This is a genomic window from Aliirhizobium wenxiniae (assembly GCF_019511445.1).
GTDB classification, from domain to species: Bacteria; Pseudomonadota; Alphaproteobacteria; order Rhizobiales; family Rhizobiaceae; genus Neorhizobium; species Neorhizobium wenxiniae_A.
The window spans coordinates 39,891-58,065 of record NZ_JAEUAN010000016.1 but is presented as its reverse complement, the minus strand read 5'-3'; the positions used below and the strand labels follow the sequence as shown (position 1 = coordinate 58,065).

Annotated in this window: 19 protein-coding genes; 12 read left to right on the top strand and 7 right to left on the bottom strand. The window is 59.4% G+C overall.

Annotated elements, in window-relative coordinates; translation table 11 throughout:
- Positions 1-45 precede the first annotated feature (45 nt).
- The 4 genes from JNB91_RS19245 to JNB91_RS19230 all read left to right on the top strand — a co-directional run bounded on the left by JNB91_RS19245 (position 46) and on the right by JNB91_RS19230 (position 3,945).
- A complete protein-coding gene (locus JNB91_RS19245) occupies positions 46-729 on the top strand; it encodes a 4Fe-4S dicluster domain-containing protein (protein WP_220327106.1) in 684 nt (227 codons plus the stop codon).
- Between the two features lie 110 nt (positions 730-839).
- Positions 840-1,205 (top strand): hypothetical protein, encoded by a 366-nt coding sequence (locus JNB91_RS19240; RefSeq protein WP_220327200.1) that lies wholly within the window; start codon positions 840-842, stop codon positions 1,203-1,205.
- A gap of 179 nt (positions 1,206-1,384) precedes the next feature.
- A complete protein-coding gene (locus JNB91_RS19235; protein ID WP_220327105.1) occupies positions 1,385-1,912 on the top strand; it encodes an RNA polymerase sigma factor in 528 nt (175 codons plus the stop codon).
- Between the two features lie 2 nt (positions 1,913-1,914).
- Entirely contained in the window at positions 1,915-3,945 is a 2,031-nt protein-coding gene (locus JNB91_RS19230; RefSeq protein WP_223218279.1) for a VWA domain-containing protein, read from the top strand.
- 10 nt (positions 3,946-3,955) lie between these two features.
- Here the strand turns inward: JNB91_RS19230 and JNB91_RS19225 are convergent, their stop codons facing one another.
- The 5 genes from JNB91_RS19225 to JNB91_RS19205 all read right to left on the bottom strand — a co-directional run bounded on the left by JNB91_RS19225 (position 3,956) and on the right by JNB91_RS19205 (position 8,609).
- Positions 3,956-4,306 carry a hypothetical protein gene (locus JNB91_RS19225; protein WP_220327104.1) on the bottom strand — a complete coding sequence of 117 codons (351 nt, stop codon included), beginning with the start codon at positions 4,304-4,306 and terminating at the stop codon, positions 3,956-3,958.
- 21 nt (positions 4,307-4,327) lie between these two features.
- A complete protein-coding gene (gene bmt / locus JNB91_RS19220) occupies positions 4,328-5,341 on the bottom strand; it encodes a betaine--homocysteine S-methyltransferase (protein WP_220327103.1) in 1,014 nt (337 codons plus the stop codon).
- A gap of 103 nt (positions 5,342-5,444) precedes the next feature.
- Positions 5,445-6,497 carry a quaternary amine ABC transporter ATP-binding protein gene (locus JNB91_RS19215; protein WP_220327102.1) on the bottom strand — a complete coding sequence of 351 codons (1,053 nt, stop codon included), beginning with the start codon at positions 6,495-6,497 and terminating at the stop codon, positions 5,445-5,447.
- On the bottom strand, positions 6,490-7,398 hold the full coding sequence (locus JNB91_RS19210; protein ID WP_220327101.1) for an ABC transporter permease: 909 nt from the start codon (positions 7,396-7,398) through the stop codon (positions 6,490-6,492). The genes JNB91_RS19215 and JNB91_RS19210 overlap by 8 nt, the downstream gene beginning before the upstream one ends.
- 215 nt (positions 7,399-7,613) lie before the next feature.
- A complete protein-coding gene (locus JNB91_RS19205; protein ID WP_220327100.1) occupies positions 7,614-8,609 on the bottom strand; it encodes an ABC transporter substrate-binding protein in 996 nt (331 codons plus the stop codon).
- A gap of 557 nt (positions 8,610-9,166) precedes the next feature.
- Here JNB91_RS19205 and JNB91_RS19200 point away from each other — a divergent pair.
- Together JNB91_RS19200 and cobU are read left to right on the top strand one after the other, a co-directional pair.
- Positions 9,167-9,358 (top strand): hypothetical protein, encoded by a 192-nt coding sequence (locus JNB91_RS19200; protein ID WP_220327099.1) that lies wholly within the window; start codon positions 9,167-9,169, stop codon positions 9,356-9,358.
- 423 nt (positions 9,359-9,781) lie between these two features.
- Entirely contained in the window at positions 9,782-10,303 is a 522-nt protein-coding gene (cobU, locus tag JNB91_RS19195) for a bifunctional adenosylcobinamide kinase/adenosylcobinamide-phosphate guanylyltransferase (RefSeq protein ID WP_220327098.1), read from the top strand.
- 4 nt (positions 10,304-10,307) lie between these two features.
- Here cobU and JNB91_RS19190 read toward each other — a convergent pair whose 3' ends face one another.
- Positions 10,308-11,093, bottom strand: coding sequence for a TSUP family transporter (locus JNB91_RS19190; protein ID WP_220327097.1), 786 nt, complete (start codon positions 11,091-11,093; stop codon positions 10,308-10,310).
- 223 nt (positions 11,094-11,316) lie between these two features.
- On the opposite strand from JNB91_RS19190, the gene JNB91_RS19185 reads away from it, so the two are divergent.
- Positions 11,317-12,282, top strand: a complete 966-nt coding sequence (locus tag JNB91_RS19185) for a nucleoside hydrolase (protein WP_220327096.1) — start codon at positions 11,317-11,319, stop codon at positions 12,280-12,282.
- Between the two features lie 28 nt (positions 12,283-12,310).
- Here the strand turns inward: JNB91_RS19185 and JNB91_RS19180 are convergent, their stop codons facing one another.
- Positions 12,311-13,036 carry a Crp/Fnr family transcriptional regulator gene (locus JNB91_RS19180; RefSeq protein ID WP_220327095.1) on the bottom strand — a complete coding sequence of 242 codons (726 nt, stop codon included), beginning with the start codon at positions 13,034-13,036 and terminating at the stop codon, positions 12,311-12,313.
- A 233-nt stretch (positions 13,037-13,269) separates the two neighbouring features.
- On the opposite strand from JNB91_RS19180, the gene hemN reads away from it, so the two are divergent.
- The 5 genes from hemN to JNB91_RS19155 all read left to right on the top strand — a co-directional run bounded on the left by hemN (position 13,270) and on the right by JNB91_RS19155 (position 18,168).
- Positions 13,270-14,619 carry an oxygen-independent coproporphyrinogen III oxidase gene (gene hemN, locus JNB91_RS19175; protein WP_220327094.1) on the top strand — a complete coding sequence of 450 codons (1,350 nt, stop codon included), beginning with the start codon at positions 13,270-13,272 and terminating at the stop codon, positions 14,617-14,619.
- Positions 14,620-14,763: 144 nt separating this feature from the next.
- Complete coding sequence (locus JNB91_RS19170; protein ID WP_220327093.1) at positions 14,764-15,048, top strand: acyl carrier protein; 285 nt, start codon at positions 14,764-14,766, stop codon at positions 15,046-15,048.
- Between the two features lie 6 nt (positions 15,049-15,054).
- The gene (locus tag JNB91_RS19165; RefSeq protein ID WP_220327092.1) at positions 15,055-15,528 is read left to right on the top strand and encodes a 3-hydroxyacyl-ACP dehydratase FabZ family protein; all 474 of its coding nucleotides are present in this window, start codon (positions 15,055-15,057) and stop codon (positions 15,526-15,528) included.
- Between the two features lie 142 nt (positions 15,529-15,670).
- Positions 15,671-16,870, top strand: a complete 1,200-nt coding sequence (locus JNB91_RS19160; RefSeq protein ID WP_220327091.1) for a beta-ketoacyl-ACP synthase — start codon at positions 15,671-15,673, stop codon at positions 16,868-16,870.
- Between the two features lie 11 nt (positions 16,871-16,881).
- Positions 16,882-18,168, top strand: a complete 1,287-nt coding sequence (locus tag JNB91_RS19155; protein ID WP_220327090.1) for a beta-ketoacyl-ACP synthase — start codon at positions 16,882-16,884, stop codon at positions 18,166-18,168.
- The last annotated feature ends 7 nt before the right edge of the window (positions 18,169-18,175 follow it).

Here is an 18,175-nt window from a genome sequence, read left to right as displayed (position 1 = left end):
GCGTCTGGCGACCGCATTACGAATACAAGGGGCCGCGTTGAACCGATGAGCGGCCCTTCACCCATCTGTCGCAAGATCGAGGCCGCCCTGAAGCCGAGCGGCATCTTTATACGCGGTGTGGTGGATTTCTCTTTGGGCGAGGGGCCTTTGCTCACCGATGGCAGCCATGCCGCATCGGTCGTGCTGCTCGGTAATGCCGGCGGTTCCATCTGGCCGGCTTTCTCCCGGTGGAAGGCCCGCTATGATGGCCCCGATCCGCTTGACACCTGGTCGAAAGAGATCATCGGTCCTTTGGCGCAGTCACTCGGCGGCACCGCCTATTTCCCCTCCGATCAACCCTGGCAGCCGTTCCAGCAATGGGCGATGCGTGCTGAAGGGCTGAAACCGTCTCCGCTCGGCATCCTGATCCATCCCGAATACGGTCTCTGGCATGGTTATCGCGGTGCAATCGGTTTTGCAGTGAAGGCTGGAGAGAATGTAGTCACTGATATGGGACATGCTTGCGATTGCTGTAATACAAAGCCCTGTCTGACCACCTGTCCCGTTTCTGCGATCGCTCCCAATCCTGCGGATTTCGCCGTTTCTGCCTGCCGCAGCCATCTCGCAACTCCTTCGGGACAGCGCGGCTGCATGATCTCCGGCTGCGCCGCGCGCAATGCCTGTCCGGTCGGCGTGCAGTATCGCTATCCGGTGGAACAACTGAAATTCCACATGGCTGCGCTCGGCTGAGGCGCGTCAAAATCGACATCAGGTCTCAGAGACGTTGCGTCTGATGACAGTCGCGCTACATTCATATTGCCTGACATAAACCACCTGGGAGGAGTGACTGTATGAAACGCATGTGGCCCGATGAGTTTGACTATGTTCTGGATGGTGCCGAGGAGGTCATGCTGGAGGCTCCGGCCACGGTCAACGAGGATGGGGTGGAACTCGACGCGATCCACCGGCCGGCCTTGAAGGTTCGCCTGTCGCAGCAGGATTTCGAACGGATCTGGCCGCTCGCAGAGGCCCGCTACCGCTTGGATGGACGTTTCGCCGGCAAGGCAATCACTCTGATTACCAACAATCCGCATTATCACGCCTGGCATCCGGCCGATGGCGGGTCTGTTGAGGATGTCTCCGACAGCGGTGTGGCCTACACAACGAAATATGTCGTTGCTCACTTTCTGTTCGACGATGTGCGCGAAGCTGCCGTCGCGGCGTGACCCGGCCTGACCGGTCGCAAAAGCGATAAACACCGCCACTAAAGGCCGGCTCCACATGACGGGGCCGGCCTTTGCCGTTGCAGGTACGGCGGCTCTCGGATTTTTTTCGCCATCACCCCAAGGATTTTCTTTCGCCCAACGTCTAAGCTCCAAATGACAGGTAAGCGGACGGGACGAGCTTGAACGCCGAAATCCTCCAGAAAGCGTGCGAAGGTGACCGGGATGCATTCTCGGCACTGATCGAGGCGCATTACGATTTCATCCATTCGGTCGCCTGGCGCTGGTCGGGTGTTGCAAGCGATGCCGAGGATATAGCCCAGGATGTCTGCATTCGCCTGGCGCGGGCGGTTCGCGGCTTCAAGGGGAAATCCTCGTTCCGCACATGGCTCTACACGCTGACGCTGAATGCGGTACGGGACCATCAGCGCCAGGCCGCCCGCCGCAGCCGTGATGAAAAACGGTTGGCAAACGATCCGCTCTACATCTCGGCAGCCCACGAACGCGAGGATGACTGCGATGACGCTCTCTGGACCTCTGTCCGCACCCTGCCCGAAAAGCAGCGTGACGCGGTCCTGCTCGTTTATGCCGAGGGTCTCAGTCACGCAGCGGCGGCTGATGTCATCGGCTGCTCCGAAAAGACCGTGTCCTGGCACCTGCACGAGGCGCGCAAACGATTGAAGGACCTTCTGAGGAAGGAGGCAGTCTGATCATGACCGATGAATTCGACAGATTGCGGAACAGTCCGCCGGCCCCCAAGCCGTCTGAGGCTGCGCGTTCGCGCGCGCTATCCGCCGCCATGCAGGCTTTCGATGCCGAGGAAAAAAATGCGGACCAGACCCAAGGAACAAGCTGGCTGCGCCGTCAAAGCTCCATCCTCAACCGGATCTGGAGCAACAACATGATTACCCGGCATCATTATCTCGCAGGCTCGGCGCTCGCCACGCTTCTGCTCGTTCCGTCTGCCGCCTATCTCACTTTCGAGCTGACCCGCGGCAGCCTGCCGGTCGCGACCGAAATTTCTGCCTCGCCGCCGGCGGAGACACCCGCACCACAGGCTCAAAAACAGGAGAGCAGCCCGGATGTCCGGCAGCAAAGCAACTTCACCGCGGATGAAGTCGCGAGGTCGCTGAACAGTGAAGGTGCATCCGGAGGAGGCGCGAAGCGGTCTTCCCAGATGCTGGCCAAGCCATCGACAGTGCCGATGGTCGAGCCTGTGTCACCTTCACCCGCTGCCCCCTTGGCCTCTGGTGCCGCGCCTCAGGCGGATGCGCGTTACGGCAATATCGCGACCCTTGATGCCATCGCACCGCCTGATCAAGGTCGTGATCGTTTCGCCAATGCCGACACCAATCCGGTCAAGAGCGTCGCCACCGATCCGGTCTCGACCTTCTCCGTCGATGTCGACACGGCGTCCTATTCGATTGTCCGTCGTGCGCTGCTGCAGGGGCTGATTCCGGATCCCGACAGCGTTCGTGTCGAGGAATTGGTCAACTATTTCCCCTATGACTGGCCGCGTCCGCAATCGGCCGACACACCGTTCCGCACCACCGTCACCATGACGCCGACGCCTTGGAACACCGGCACACAGCTGATGAGTGTGGCAATTAAGGGATATGACGTGGCACCGTCAGCGGCACCGCCCGCCAATCTGGTTTTCCTGATCGATGTCTCGGGTTCGATGAACGCGCCCGACAAGCTGCCGCTCCTCAAAAGCGCCTTCCGCCTTCTGCTTGGCAAGCTCAGGCCTGAGGACAAGGTCTCGATCGTCACCTATGCCGGTTCCGCCGGCACGGTGCTTGAGCCTACATCGGCAGGCGAGCGTGAAAAAATCCTGAACGCCATCGACACGCTGCAACCGGGCGGCTCGACGGCCGGTGCAGAAGGGATCGAGGCCGCCTACAGCTTGGCGCGCCAGGCCTTCATCAAGAATGGCGTCAACCGCGTCATGCTGGCCACGGATGGCGATTTCAATATCGGTGCATCGAGCGATGAGGATCTTAAGCGCCTGATCGAGGATCGCCGCCGCGACGGTATCTATCTTTCGGTTCTCGGTTTGGGCCAGGGCAATCTCAACGACAGCCTGATGCAGACGCTCGCCCAGAACGGCAACGGCACGGCGGCCTATATCGATACGCTGGCCGAAGCGCAAAAAGCTCTGGTGGAAGAGGCGGGGTCGACGCTTTTCCCGATCGCCAAGGACGTAAAAATCCAGGTCGAGTTCAACCCGGACCGGATCGCCGAATACCGGCTGATCGGCTACGAGACCCGGGCGTTGCGGCGTGAGGATTTCAACAACGACCGCGTCGATGCCGGCGACATCGGTTCCGGCCATACGGTGACGGCAATCTACGAAGTGACGCCGAAGGGCAGTGAGGCCGTGCTCAACGATCCGCTGCGCTACAGAAAGCCATCTGCCGAAACGCCGCCCGCATCAGCCTCCGATGAACTGGCCTTCGTAAAAATCCGCTACAAGCAACCGGATGGTGACACGAGCAAACTCATCACCACGGCGGTAACGCAGGCGAATTCTGTCGGTGATTTCAACGCTGCCCCGCAGGACGTCCGCTTTGCCACAGCCGTCGCCGCCTTCGGGCAGAAGCTGCGCAGCACCCAGGCGCTGGACGCCTATTCCTACGGCTCGATCCTCGACATTGCCCGCAATGCCAGAGGCGAAGACCCGTTCGGTTATCGAGCCGGATTTCTCGATCTGGTCCGGCTCGCCGATACGCTAAAGCATTAGAAGAGACGTTTTATACGGGTGCCTTCGGGTAGGCCCGCTCCAGACCGCCGGAGCGGGTCAGGCCCTGCTTGAAAGCCTGATAGGCGGGATGCTGACCGGATTTTGCCGCTTCGGCCAGACGGATCTGCAGGCGGTCAGGGGCTGCATTGCCCAGCCATTCGCCGCATTTCTCTAGCTTCAGCGTGTTCAGGAACCGCGCTTCGGAAGCCTTGTCGAGATAGAGATGCAGACCGGCCAGCATCAGGTCGTCCTGCACCGGGTTTTCCATCAACAGCTTCAGCCAGCCCTGTTTTTCGTCCGAAAGATCGGTCAGTCCTTCGGCGATGGTTTCGCGGCTTCCGATTGTCGATACGCTGGTCATGCTTCAAAGTCCCCGTTGCCTTCAGCCCCGGCGACGACGGCGCTCCCGGCCGGAATCGCCACCGGATTCGCTGGCCATCTTATTGCGGAGCGGGCCTATCTTGTCGACGATTTCCTCGATCGTCGGGCGAGGACGCGGTGTATAATCGTCGAGAGCCGAACGCATTGCCGCCAGATGTTCGCAGGACGTACCACAGCATCCGCCGATAATCTTTGCGCCGGCATCGCGGGCAAGCCGTGCATATTCCGCCATCAGCGGCGGCGTGCCGGAATAATAGATTTCCGAGCCACGAAATTCCGGAATACCGCAATTGCCCTTGACGATAGTGATCGCATCCGGGTCGGCTTCCGTCATGTCGAGCAGCGAAGAGAGAATGTCGGATGCTCCGACGCCGCAATTGGCGCCGACGGCTTCCGGTCCGCTGCCGATATCGGCGGCAACCCCGTGGATATCCTTGGGGTTCAAGCCCATCATCGTCTTGCCGGCCGTGTCGAACGATCCGGTATAAGTATAGGGCAGGCCGACCTTTACCGCCGCTTCCGCCGCCGCCCGAATTTCGTCGGCTGCAGACATGGTTTCGATCCAGGCGACATCAACCCCGCCGGCCTTCAATCCTTCCATCTGCTCGGCAAAGGCCTGAACTGCATCCTCATAGGATAATGCTCCAAGCGGAATCAGCAATTCACCGGTCGGCCCGACCGAGCCCGCGACGATCACCTTTCGGCCGGCATTGTCGGCCACTGCACGGGCAATCTCTGCAGCGCGCTTGTTGAGGTCAAATACCCGGTCCTGAGCGTGATGCAGCTTCAGCCGGTGGCGCGTGCCGCCGAACGTGTTGGTGAGGATGATATCGGCACCCGCATCGACGAAATCCTGATGCAGTTTTGTAATCCGCTCCGGATTCGCCTCGTTCCACAATTCCGGCGCTTCGCCGGCTTCCAGACCCGCAGCAAACAGATTGGTTCCAGTCGCACCATCCGCCAGAAGAAAGCCTTTTTCGGCAATCAGAGCAGTCAATGGATTGGTTGTCGGCATGGCACCCTCCTGAAAGCTGAATATCAGATATAAAGATCCCTTTATATCCTTTCAAGAAAAAGGGCATGCGCCGGCTGCGACGCCGGCGCTTCTGTTTCCGTCTTTACTCGGCGGCCATCATCGATGCGTCGGAACCGGCAGGCGTCACCATCGCTGCCATCATCGTCTGCAGGTCGAGTGTGCCGATCGGCGTTCCCGCCTCGTCAATGATCGTTGCCTTGGTCTGGCCGCTCTCGGTCATCGCTTTGGCGGCGGCTTCGAGCGTGGTGGTCGCCTCGATACGTACTCCATCAGCCGCTCCGTCGAACGGCTTCATCACCGTCTTGGCCTGGATCACACGGCCGCGGTTCACCTCCTTGACGAAGGCGGTGATGTAGTCATCGGCTGGTGACAACACGATTTCCTGCCCGGTTCCTTGCTGCACGACCTGACCATCGCGGAGAATGGCGATCTTATCACCAAGCCTGAGTGCTTCGTCGAGGTCATGGGTGATGAAGACCACGGTCTTTTTCAGTTCCGCCTGCAGGTCGAGAAGCACGGTCTGCATGTCGACGCGGATCAACGGATCGAGCGCCGAATAAGCCTCATCCATCAGCAGGATGTCGGCATCGTTGGTGAGAGCCCGTGCAAGCCCAACGCGCTGCTGCATGCCGCCGGAGAGTTGGTTCGGATAGTGATGTTCGAACCCGGACAAGCCCACCCGGTCGATCCAGTACTGTCCCTTCTTCAGGCTTTCCGAGCGGGAAACGCCTTGGATATCGAGCCCGTAGACGGTGTTTTCGATCACCGTGCGATGCGGCAAAAGAGCGAATTTCTGGAACACCATCGCCGTCTTATGGCGGCGGAATTCGCGCAGATCCCGCTCGTTCATGCCGCAGACATTGACCCCGTCATAGACGACTTCACCGTAAGTCGGCTCGATCAGCCGGTTGATATGACGGATCAGTGTCGACTTTCCCGAACCCGATAGACCCATGACAACGGTAATGCCGCCGGCCGGCATGGAAATGTTGATATCCTTCAGCCCCAGCACATGCCCGTAGCGCTCGTTGAGTTCCGCCTTGGAAAGCCCGTTTCTGACGGCCTCCACATGCTGGCGGGCATTCGATCCGAAGATCTTGTAGAGGCCTTTGATCTCGATGCCGTGACTAGCCATGCACCACCTCCGTATGACGCTGAAGACGCTTGCCGAAGGCCTGGCTCGTCCGGTCGAAGATGATGGCGATCGCCACCAGTGCAAAACCGTTGAGGAAGCCGAAGGTGAAGAACTGGTTGTTGATCGCTTGCAGCGTATTGCGGCCCAGCCCGCCGACGCCGACCATCGAGGCGACGACCACCATGGCGAGCGACATCATGATCGTCTGGTTGATACCGGCCATGATCGTCGGCAGCGCCAGCGGCATCTGCACGTTCCACAGTTTCTGGCCACGCGATGAGCCGAATGCATCGGCCGCCTCCAGCACTTCCTTGTCGACCAGCCTGATGCCGAGATTGGTGAGGCGGATCATCGGCGGAACGGCATAGATGACCACCGCAATCAGACCCGGCACCTTGCCGATGCCGAAAATCACCACGACCGGAATGAGATAAACGAAGCTTGGCATCGTCTGCATCACGTCGAGTATGGGATTGATCACGCCCTGCACGCGCTCCGACCTTGCCATCAGGATACCGATCGGCAGACCGATGATGATCGCGATCAAGGTCGATACGGTAACGATCGCAAGTGTCGTCATCGTATCTTCCCACAGGCCGAACAGGCCGATGAGCAGCATGCCGATCGCCGTGCCGATGGTGATGCGGATGCTGCGACTACCGAAATAGACGACCAACAGCATGACGATCAGAACCACCGTCCAGGGAGAGGTGGTGAACAGCCTCTCGAGATAGTTCAGGAACCACTGCAATGGCGCCTTGAGCGCGTCGATGATGTAGCCGTATTCACGCACAAGTCCCCTGAAACCGTCGTCGATCACCTGGCGTAGCTGGCGGATGGTGCTGTCGCTGATGGCCGGGAACCGACAGAAGGCTCGCGGCAGAAACTCGCAGATAGCCATGCTTTTCCCCTTGTTTTGCCTGTTTTGATCTCGCCCGTGCAGTCTTGTCGAAGCGTCTCGCCGGCATGGCTTTCCGGCATCGCCTTTTAGCTCGGGCAGGCAATCATTGCGGACGACTTTGCGCGCCGCCCTTCCATGAACGACATCATGTTGTCGCGCTTTGCGACGTCATCCGGTCGAGAGGCGGCAGTGATCCGCCACCTCTCTCGTCCGTATCAAAGCGATGCCTTGACCTTTTCGGCAATCTCCGGAGAGACCCACTTGGTCCAGACATCCGGTTGGGTTTCCAGGAAATGCTTGGCAGCGTCGGCATTGGTACCCTGGTTGTCGGTCTGCCAGGCAAGGATGCCGTTGACCGTGGCATTGGTCCACTTGCGGGCCTTGATGTAGTCCATCGCAACGCCGGCCTTGTCGGCGAAGGCCTTGGTCACGACGGTGAATGCCTGCGAAGTCGGGTAGGAATTGACCTTGGGGTCGGCGCAATCGGGCACGGCGGTGCAGGCATCCCAGTTTGCCTTGTCATGCGGCACGTCGAAGGACAGTTTCACCATCTCGTATTTGCCGAGAATGGCGGTCGGTGCCCAATAATAGCCCAGCCAGCCGGTCTTTTTCTCGAATGCGTTGGCGATGGAGCCATCAAGGCCTGCAGCCGAACCGGTATCGACAAGGTCAAACCCCTTGTCCTTGGCACCGAGTGCTTTGTAGAGATTGGCGGTCGAAACCTGGCAGTTCCAGCCTGACGGGCAGTTGGTCACGGCAGCCTTGGACGGATCTTCGGGAGCAGGGAAAAGTTCGGGATGCTGGAGCGCCTGCTCGACTGTCTTGATGTCGGGATGGGCGTCGGCGAGGAATTTCGGTATCCACCAGCCTTCGACCGCGCCGTCGGCGAGAATTTCGGCAGCCTCGATGAGACGGCCTTCCTTGACGGCAGCATCGAGCGGGGTGCGCACGGCATTTACCCAGAATTCCGGCGCCATGTCCGGCTGGGCTTTTTCGTTCATCGAGGTAAAGGTCGGCATCGTGTCGCCGGTGACCAGCTCGACGGTACAGCCGTAACCCTCTTCAAGAATGATCTTGTCGACATTGGCGGCGACGCCGGCCGAGGCCCAGTTCATTTCAGCAATCGAGATTGAACCACAGTCCGCATAGGCTGCCCCGGCAAACCCATAAAGACCGGCTGCAAAGACGGTGGAAGCGAGGAGTTTTTTCATCGTAAGACCTCCCAGTCTTAGTGTTGACAATCGATACGTGGAGCCGGTGCTACCGAAATCCGTAATGAAAGCGCCTGGGAGCGACAGGATCGCGCCCTCTGAATGGTCGCTGTCCCCATGCGTCTTTTTCTATCTGTCAAAAGCCGCAGATAGGGCGCATTTTTCTGTCAGCACGGGCAGCCTACGGCTTAAATCAAATAAATCAACAGCAGCTGTCAGCGCCGCTTATCCGAGATTTTCTCGTAACGCGTTGGAAGAGAATGATTTGTGTGCGATGAAGGCCTAAAAACGGTCAAATGCCGCCTAATCGCGCTGTCCGTCTCTGGGCAATTTGGGTGCGATCAGAAATGTCGGCAAAGTCACGCCCGAGTTTTGACGTGTTATAGCCGATTAGCGGCGTGGAAAAAAATCTGAGAAAATTACAGCGCAGTGAAAAAAACCGCTTTGGAGCAACATTAAAGGCTGCCTTCGCACCCGCCAATAACCATCCGGTAAGGAAGTCACGCTAGATGTTGGGACGCGGACGAAAGTCCCGTCAGTGGCGCCGGATTATTGTAATGCGTGCCGGTCGCCCCTTCTACGGCTTCAAGCCGCTCCCTGTATCGAAAATTCACGATGGCCGCTTGCCGCATTTTGCGACTTGCCGCATTGCCGTGGGCGTCGATCAACAGTTTCCAACCGTAAAAGACACGGTTGGAAAAACAGTGAAAGCGGAGCAGGCCGAATTCAGCCGGAATTCGAGGTTCTGATAAATCCGAAGATCGACATGCGTCGTGTGCTGTCTGACGGACGCGCGTTCCTGAAGGCCTTGGGAGCCTCCGAATTCCAGGCGATCTGCAGGCCGTTATTGTTCCTGAATACGTAGAGCATGTGGGTGTTTCCTCGGTGGCTGCGATCTCGTCGCGAAGCCTTGTCTTTTGTCGATCCAATACGCCGAAGAACACGCCGCGCCTCGCCGCAAATCGTCACTCGATGTCGCAAAGTGAATAGTGCGTCCAAATGCGCCGAACGCCGGTAATCGGCTCCCGTTCAACGAGACCGGTTGACTTCCCGCCAAGCACGTCCGATCATTCATCTGCAATGCGAATCCAGACAAACCCGAACACGGACCGGACGCCTCTGACATCTACGAATCGTCCGGTTTCGTCTGGCCTCCACGCGACCTTTCCCCAATGATCCTATCCGGCAAAACTGCTCTCGTACTTGGTGGTGCCCGTTCCGGCAAATCGGCTTTCTCCGAGCGCCTGGCGCAGGCGACTGGCCTTGAGCGCCACTATATCGCGACCGGTCGCGCCTATGACGACGAGATGCGTGAGCGGATAGTCCGCCATCAGGACGATCGCGGACCGTCCTGGGTGACGCATGAAGAGCCTGTCGAACTGATCCGCACACTTCGGGAAATCGACAGGCCTGGACGCGTTGTCCTCGTCGATTGCCTGACGCTCTGGGTCACCAATCTGATGATGGCAGGCGAGGACATCCCGGCGCGTTCCGCTGACCTCGCCGCACAACTCCTGAGCCTCGAAGCCAAAATCATCTTTGTTTCGAACGAAGTCGGCCTGGGGATCGTGCCTGAGAACAGGATGGCGCGCGAGTTTCGCGATCACGCCGGACGGCTGCATCAGCAGATGGCGGCCGCAGCCGACGAGGTGTTTTTCGTCGCCGCCGGCCTGCCTCTTCGCATGAAGGGCTGACGGCTTACCAGCCGAGCCAGAGCCGGGCAGGGTGGTTCGGGTCAGTCAACAGTTTTGTCGCCAGCACCAGACATGACAGTACCAGAAGCGGCTTGATGATCTTGGCGCCCTTTTTCATTGCCAATCCGGAACCGATCTGGGCGCCGATGAACTGGCCGACACCCATCATCAGTCCGATTTTCCAAAGGATCGATCCTGTCGCGACGAAGACCAGGAATGAGCCGAAATTCGAGCCGAAATTGATGAGCTTCGTATGGGCGGTTGCCTTCAGCATGCCGAAACCGGCGAGAAGCACGAATCCCAGCATATAGAACGAGCCTGCACCCGGCCCGAAAACGCCGTCATAAAGTCCCACAAGCGGCACGACGGTCAGGCCAAAGACAAACGGCGTCACCCGCCGCCGACCATCCGCATCCGAAAGGCTGGGTTTGAAGGCGAAGAACAGGGCGATTGCGATAAGCAGGAAAGGGATAGCGGCTGCCAGGGCCGAGGCAGGCACGATCGAGGCAAGCACTGCCCCCACGGCACCACCCACAGCAGCCGTCAGCGCCATGGGCAACTGGCTGCGCAGGTTGATATGGCCCTTGCGCGCATAGGCAATCGTTGCCGAGGCTGCGCCGAACTGGCCTTGCAGCTTGTTGGTCGCGATCGCCTCCAGCGGCGGTATGCCTGCAATCAGCAGAACGGGAATGGTGATCAGTCCGCCGCCGCCGGCGATCGAATCGACGAAACCGGCGAAAACGGCGGCAAGAAACAGGAGGAACAGAAGTTCGAATGCGATATCGGGCACGGGATGAGGCTCGGAGGAGGGGTAATTTCAGGAAGGAGCCGCCTTCTTCCACGGAACGCCCGGTCGGGCAAGTCCACTCGACTGCATAGCCGTTCTGCGTTGCGCCAGTGAGCACAGCGGGATTGCACCAGTCGGAGCAGTGGGCGTCTGCGGGATTGCGCCTCGTTCGAATGCCGTTATGGTGCGCGGCTTCGCATTCGTATGAAAGACTGGATAAGCCCGCATGCTCAAAGTGATATTCGACACCGACCCCGGCGTGGATGATGCCATGGCGCTCCTCTATCTGCATCGGCATCCGGGCATAGATCTCGTTGGGGTCACGACGGTGTTCGGCAATGCGCCGATCGAGATCACCACCCGAAACGCACAGTTCCTGCATCAGAAGTGGAATATCGAGGCACCGATCGCCAAGGGGGCAGGGCGGGCCTATGACGATGGCCGCGATGCCGCACATTTCGCGCCGGTCGTGCATGGCGAGGACGGTCTCGGCAATATCGGCGTTCCACTGGAAATCGACCATCCTCTCGACGAGCGCTCGGCGGCGCAGTTCATCATCGATACGGTCAGGGCCGATCCCGGCAATGTCACGCTTGTCGCCGTCGGCCGCATGACCAACCTCGCACTGGCGCTGAAGGCCGATCCCGAATTCGCAAGCCTGGTCAGGGAAGTGGTCATCATGGGCGGCGCCTTCGACGTCAACGGCAACGTCACGCCGGCGGCCGAGGCCAATATCCACGGTGATCCGGAAGCCGCCGATGTCGTTTTTACCGCCCCCTGGAAAGTGACGATCATCGGTCTCGACGTGACCCTGAAAACCACCATGTCGTCGGACTATCTGGCGAAAATGGTCGAGGCCGGACCTTCGGAGCTCAAGCTCCTGTCGGACCTCTCGCAATATTACATCGACTTCTATCGCCAGCGCGTCGGCCTTGACGGCATGGCGCTGCATGACAGTTGCGCCTGCGTCTATCTCACCGAACCGCATCTTTTCGAGGTTCGCACCGGCCCGGTCCGCGTGGTTTGCGGCGGCCTGGCCGATGGCAAGACCATCCAGGCGCCGGATCAAGGACGCAAGTTCGTCGGCAGCGCATGGGATGGCGTGCCGAGCCAGATCATCGGCACCGGCGTTCAGCCGGATGGAGTTTTGGAAGCTATCCGCGCCGTTCTCGTTGAAGGACGCGCGCCTTAACTCTCTCGCATGAAGATGACGCGGGCGGTCAGTCGCCGCCCGCAGTCACGGCCAGCTTTTCCAGATCCGGCACAAAGATCTGCCGGTTGTTCTCGATCTGGATGAGCCCGTCCTTGCGCAGCTTGGTCATCTGGCGGCTGACGGTCTCTATCGTCAGTCCGAGGAAATCGGCGATATCGGCGCGCGACAGCGGCAATTCGAAAGCGCAGGAACCGAACTGATCGCCGTCCGTGTGGGATGCCACCAGCACCAGCAGGCTGGCCACCTTTTCTCGGGCGGATTTGCGCCCGAGCGTCAGCATCCAGTCGCGTGCTTCGTCCAGTTCCGTTAGCGCCTGGTTATGCAGGCGGCTGCCGAGTTCGGCTGATTCGGCAATCATCCGTTCGAGAATTTTTCGCGGCAAGACGCAAAGTTCAGCGTCCGTTGCCGCTTCCGCCGCCATCAGGCTTTCGCCAAGAAAAGGGCGGCCCATGAAATCCGGCGCAAATTGCAGGCCGACGATCTGCTGGCGTCCATCCGCCATGATTTTCGACAGTTTGATCACGCCCCTGAGAATGTTGGAATAGGAGTGAACCTGCTGTCCCTGGCCGATAAGCTCGGTGCCTGCCTCCACGGCCTTGCGCTGGGAATGCTTGTTCAGTTCGTTGAGCTGGAGCGGGCTAAGCGTGGAACAGACGCCATTGTGCCGGGCATCACAGGCGCGACAGACGAGCGGCACCTCGTGAATGTCCAGTATTTTTAGCTGCGCATCCATTCCCATTCCCCCACACCGGCGCATCCGCCCCGAAAATCGGGATTGATTTTCGGGTGCCTGACGCACTGCTCAAAAGCTACAGCATCCCTGATGCACCTGAATCGAGGTGCAATGCTGCAGGCGGCGTTTAATGGTCCGAACTTGGTTCAGTTGCTCTTCTCATGCTTGATCCAAGTCAAAGTCGCTAAAATATTCCGCAGGTAGCTCTTGAGGCACATGAGAAGAGGTGTGCGATGAGCGAAAGATTGCTTGCGAAATATTCGGGCTCTGTGCCGCGATACACTAGCTATCCGACTGCGCCGCATTTTCACACTGGTGTAAATTGCGACATCTATTCGCAGTGGCTGTCAAAACTCGGCTCTTCGAGCAATCTGTCACTCTACCTTCACATACCCTATTGCGACCGGCTCTGTTGGTTCTGCGCCTGCCATACGAAGCAGACGCTGCGTTACGAGCCGATCACCACCTATCTCGCATCTCTTCGCCAGGAGATTGCCGCTGTCGGGGCCAAAATACCTGCCGGTGCCAGGGTAACTGCCATCCATTTCGGCGGCGGCTCGCCCACCATGCTGAAGCCTGAGGACATGGTCGATCTGATGGCCTGTCTGAGGGCATCGTTCGATGTTGCGGGCGATGCCGAAATCAGCGTCGAGATGGATCCCAATGATCTGGACGAAGCCCGATACGACGCTCTCGCCGCGATCGGCCTGACGCGCGCCAGCCTCGGCGTTCAGGATTTTGATCCGACCGTACAGAAGGCGATCAACCGTATCCAGACGTTTGAGCAGACGAAATCCGTCGTCGACGCGGTGCGGGCGCGCGGCGTCAATTCGGTCAATTGCGATGTGCTTTACGGGCTTCCCCACCAGACGCTTGAAGGCGTTGGCCGCACGCTTTCCGATATTCTGTCCCTGTCGCCCGATCGTGTTGCGCTTTTCGGTTATGCGCATGTTCCGTGGATGAAGAAACATCAGACGATGATACCCGAAACGGCCTTGCCGGATGTCGGCGAACGTTTCCGTCAGAGCAATTTTGCCGCCCGGATGCTTCTGGATGCAGGCTACCAGCCGATCGGTATCGATCATTTTGCCAAACCGTCTGATTCTATGGCTGTCGCCGCAAGAGCCGGCCGGTTGCGGCGTAATTTCCAAGGCTACACGACAGATAGCGCCGATGCGCTGATCGGTCTTGGAGCCTCCTCAATCAGCCAGTTGCCGCAAGGCTATGTGCAGAACATGCCGGCCACCGGTGAATATCAGCGCATCGTGGAAGGTGAAAATCTGGCGGCGGTGAGGGGTATCGAATTGTCGGAAGACGATCGTATGCGTGCTTATGTGATTGAGCGCCTGATGTGCGATTTCGGCTTCGATTTCATGCCCTTGCTGGCAAATTTCCCGACCGGTGCTCATGCGTTGATTGCTGAGGCTCGCGCTTTTGCCCACAGCAATCCGGACGATATCTGTCGTGTCGGAAATGCGTCATTCACAATCACCCCGGAGGGACGCCCGTTCACCCGCACCATCGCCGCGGCGTTCGATCGTTATCTTGAAAACGGTCGTGGTCGGCACTCTATTGCGGTCTAGGCCGCAAGCCTTCATCATTGCGCTCTGGACGATTGCTGTTTAGGCAACAGTTTCGGTGCAAATTTTGCGCCTGAAAGACGAAGCCATTGGCATTTGGAACCGTTTTCCCTATGTGGGGCTACGAATTACCTATTTTCAAAGGACATGGGCGTGACTGCTACATTCGACAAAGTTGCCGACATCATTGCTGAAACCAGCGAAATCGAGCGGGACACCATCACCCCCGAAAGCCACACGATCGACGATCTCGGCATCGACAGCCTCGACTTCCTCGACATCGTCTTCGCGATCGACAAGGAATTCGGCATCAAGATCCCGCTCGAGCAGTGGACCCAGGAAGTCAACGAGGGCAAGGTTTCGACGGAAGAATATTTCGTCCTGAAAAACCTCTGCGCCAAGATCGACGAGCTGCGCGCAGCCAAGGGCTGATCTGTCATGCTGCTTGAATATTTCCAGATGATCGATCGGGTGGAATCACTCGATCTCGATGGAAAGACGTTGAAGGCGCGCTCGACTGTGCCGGCGAAAAGCCCGGTATTCGAAGGGCATTTCCCCGGCATGCCGCTTGTGCCGGGTGTTCTTCTCATCGAAACCATGGCGCAGGCCTCCGGCATGCTCGTGCTTGCTGCGACGGATTTTGCCGCCATGCCGTTCCTGATGTCTGTCGACGGCGCCAAGATGCGCTCTTTCGTCGAGCCGGAAGCCGTGCTCGACATCGAGGCGTTTCTGGAGCACGAGGGCTCGGGTTATGCCGTCACCAAGGCGAAGATTACGTCTGGCGGCAAGAAGGTGTGTGATGCGCAGTTGAAGCTGCGTACCATGCCGTTTTCGGAAATCCCGCTGGCGCCGATCGTGCGCAAGCGCGCCGAGGAAGTCGGCTTGGTTGCAGCCATGAATGCCGGCGCCTGAAGAAAATTGCGCCGGCGCGCAACACGACCGTTGCAACGGCATGCGATGAAACAAGCAATTGAAGCGTGAACCGCGATCCTGATGGATCGCGGTTTGCCTTGAAGACGCGGTCGAGGCCGCTAGTCCGCGAATGAGGACAGAGATGAAGTCTGACAATGATGTTGTGATCACCGGTATCGGTATCGTCACCTGCCAGGGCGTCGGCAAGGAAGCGCATGTTGCGCTCCTGTCGGCAGCCGCAGTTGCCAAGCCGGCCATCGAAGCCGAGCGTTTCGCTCCCTATCCGGTCCATCCGCTGCCCGAAATCGACTGGTCTGCCCAGATCGTCAAGCGTGACCAGCGCCAGATGGAAAACTGGCAGCGCCTCGGCGTCTTTGCCGCCGGTCTGGCGCTTGATGACGCGGGCCTGAAGGAAGATGCGGAAGCCTGCGCCTCGATGGACATGATCGTCGCCGCCGGTGGTGGTGAACGCGATATCAAGGTCGATTCGCTGATCGTCGATGAAGCGCTGAAGCGCAATGATCGCGATATCCTCCTGAACGAGAAACTGACGACCGAACTGCGCCCGACGCTGTTCCTCGCGCAGCTTTCAAACCTGATGGCCGGTAACATCTCTATCGTTCACAAGGTCACCGGTTCCTCGCGCACCTTCATGGGCGAAGAGGCGGCTGGAATTTCCGCCGTCGAAACCGCCTATCACCGCATCAAGGCCGGCCAGTCGAGCCACAGCCTCGTCGGCGGTGCTTTCATTGCCGAGCGCGCCGATATTCTGCTCCTCGTCGAAGGCATCCGTGCCCATGCAACGGGTGAATGGCAGCCGCTCTGGTCCCGTTCGAACGATAACGGCGGCGGGATGATCACCGGTTCGGTCGGCGCATTCCTCGTGCTCGAATCCCGGACCCGTGCCGAAGCCCGCGGCGCCCATATCTATGCCGTCATCGACGCCGTCGAAGGTGATCGCGGTAACCGTGACGAAGGCAAGTTGGAGAAGCGCTTGTCGCGTCTTTCCGCTACGGCCTCCGGCCTGAACGGCGAAGACACGGTGGTTTTTTCGGGCGCGAGCGGCCTGGTTGATCTCGCTACCCGCGAAAAAACGGTGCTGGAGAAAGAATTTGCAGGCGCTGCGATCCGCGGGTTCGGTGGCGTCACCGGCCACGCGCTGGAAGCGCAGTTCCCGCTCGGTCTGGCGCTGGCGGCCCTGTCGCTGGATGGCCAGAGCCTCGTGCCGGCCTTTGATGAGACAAATGAAAAGCCGATGGCAAAGCCGGCAGATCACGCCGTGGTTACAACGGTCGGTTACACGCGCGGCGAGGGCGTTGCCGTCCTCTCGAAGAACGCGTGAAGGAGTAGATCATGAGTGACAACCGCTTCACCGATCATCTCGGTCGCCCGCTCGTAGCCGTCACCGGCATGGGCGTCATCACCTCGCTCGGCCAGGGCCTTTCCGACAACTGGTCGGCGCTGACTTCGGGCACGTCGGGCATCCACAAGATCACCCGTTTCCCGACCGATGGCTTGTCAACCCGCATCAGCGGCACGGTGGATTTCATCGCCGTTCCAGCCAACAATTCCGTCGAGCGTTCCTTTGCGTTTGCCCGCGAAACGACGAAGGAAGCACTGGCTCAAGCAGGCCTCTCCGGCGATTTCGACGGTCCGCTCTTCCTTGCGGCTCCGCCGGTTGAACCCGAATGGCATGATCGTTTTGCTCTTGCTGACCGTTCGCCGCCGTCGAAGGCCGAAGGTGATGCCTATGAGCGTTTCCTCACTGCCATGCGCGAACGTCCGGATCCGGTCTTCCTCGAAGCCGTCCAGTTCGGCTCGATCTCGGAACGTCTGGCCGACATGTTCGGCACCCGCGGCCTGCCGGTCACGCTGTCGACTGCCTGCGCCTCGGGCGCAACCGCAATCCAGCTCGGCGTCGAGGCGATCCGCCAGGGCCGCACCGACCGGGCGCTGGTTGCTGCGACCGATGGCTCCGTCAGTGTCGAGGCGCTGGTGCGCTTCTCGCTGCTCTCTGCTCTCTCCACCCAGAACGACCCGCCGGAAAAGGCCTCCAAGCCGTTCAGCAAGGATCGCGACGGTTTCGTTATCGCCGAAGGTGCTGCAACGCTGGTGCTGGAGTCGGTCGAATCCGCGCTGGCACGTGGTGCGACGGTCCTCGGCATCATCAAGGGCCTCGGTGAAAAGGCCGATCACTTCCACCGCACCCGGTCCTCGCCGGATGGCGGCCCTGCAATCGCCACCATTCGTGCCGCGCTCGAAGACGCCGGCATGGACGAAAGCGGCATCGGCTATATCAACGCCCATGGCACCTCGACGCCTGAAAACGACAAGATGGAATACGGTTCCATGCTCGCCGTCTTCGGCGACCGGATGAAGAACATCCCGGCCTCGTCGAACAAGTCTATGATCGGTCATACGCTGACGGCCGCTGGCGCCGTGGAAGCTGTGTTCTCGATCCAGACCATGCTGACCGGCACGCTGCCGCCGACCATCAACTACACCAATCCCGATCCGACGATCGAGCTCGATGTGGTGCCGAATGTGAAGCGCGACGGCCAGCCCAAGGCAGTTCTATCGAACTCCTTCGGCTTCGGCGGCCAGAACGCCAGCCTTGTCATGACGCTGGAACCGGTCTAAGGCCTGC

What these genes read in the sequence shown, in the direction of transcription:
- JNB91_RS19205 (WP_220327100.1), bottom strand. Translation starts at nt 8,609, where the DNA reads ATGAAAAAACTCCTCGCTTCCACCGTCTTTGCAGCCGGTCTTTATGGG.
- JNB91_RS19160 (WP_220327091.1), top strand. Translation starts at nt 15,671, where the DNA reads ATGAAGTCTGACAATGATGTTGTGATCACCGGTATCGGTATCGTCACC.
- JNB91_RS19170 (WP_220327093.1), top strand. Translation starts at nt 14,764, where the DNA reads ATGGGCGTGACTGCTACATTCGACAAAGTTGCCGACATCATTGCTGAA.
- JNB91_RS19185 (WP_220327096.1), top strand. Translation starts at nt 11,317, where the DNA reads ATGCTCAAAGTGATATTCGACACCGACCCCGGCGTGGATGATGCCATG.
- JNB91_RS19240 (WP_220327200.1), top strand. Translation starts at nt 840, where the DNA reads ATGTGGCCCGATGAGTTTGACTATGTTCTGGATGGTGCCGAGGAGGTC.
- JNB91_RS19200 (WP_220327099.1), top strand. Translation starts at nt 9,167, where the DNA reads ATGCGTGCCGGTCGCCCCTTCTACGGCTTCAAGCCGCTCCCTGTATCG.
- cobU (WP_220327098.1), top strand. Translation starts at nt 9,782, where the DNA reads ATGATCCTATCCGGCAAAACTGCTCTCGTACTTGGTGGTGCCCGTTCC.
- JNB91_RS19225 (WP_220327104.1), bottom strand. Translation starts at nt 4,306, where the DNA reads ATGACCAGCGTATCGACAATCGGAAGCCGCGAAACCATCGCCGAAGGA.
- JNB91_RS19210 (WP_220327101.1), bottom strand. Translation starts at nt 7,398, where the DNA reads ATGGCTATCTGCGAGTTTCTGCCGCGAGCCTTCTGTCGGTTCCCGGCC.
- JNB91_RS19230 (WP_223218279.1), top strand. Translation starts at nt 1,915, where the DNA reads ATGACCGATGAATTCGACAGATTGCGGAACAGTCCGCCGGCCCCCAAG.
- hemN (WP_220327094.1), top strand. Translation starts at nt 13,270, where the DNA reads ATGAGCGAAAGATTGCTTGCGAAATATTCGGGCTCTGTGCCGCGATAC.
- JNB91_RS19155 (WP_220327090.1), top strand. Translation starts at nt 16,882, where the DNA reads ATGAGTGACAACCGCTTCACCGATCATCTCGGTCGCCCGCTCGTAGCC.
- JNB91_RS19215 (WP_220327102.1), bottom strand. Translation starts at nt 6,497, where the DNA reads ATGGCTAGTCACGGCATCGAGATCAAAGGCCTCTACAAGATCTTCGGA.
- JNB91_RS19165 (WP_220327092.1), top strand. Translation starts at nt 15,055, where the DNA reads ATGCTGCTTGAATATTTCCAGATGATCGATCGGGTGGAATCACTCGAT.
- JNB91_RS19245 (WP_220327106.1), top strand. Translation starts at nt 46, where the DNA reads ATGAGCGGCCCTTCACCCATCTGTCGCAAGATCGAGGCCGCCCTGAAG.
- JNB91_RS19180 (WP_220327095.1), bottom strand. Translation starts at nt 13,036, where the DNA reads ATGGATGCGCAGCTAAAAATACTGGACATTCACGAGGTGCCGCTCGTC.
- bmt (WP_220327103.1), bottom strand. Translation starts at nt 5,341, where the DNA reads ATGCCGACAACCAATCCATTGACTGCTCTGATTGCCGAAAAAGGCTTT.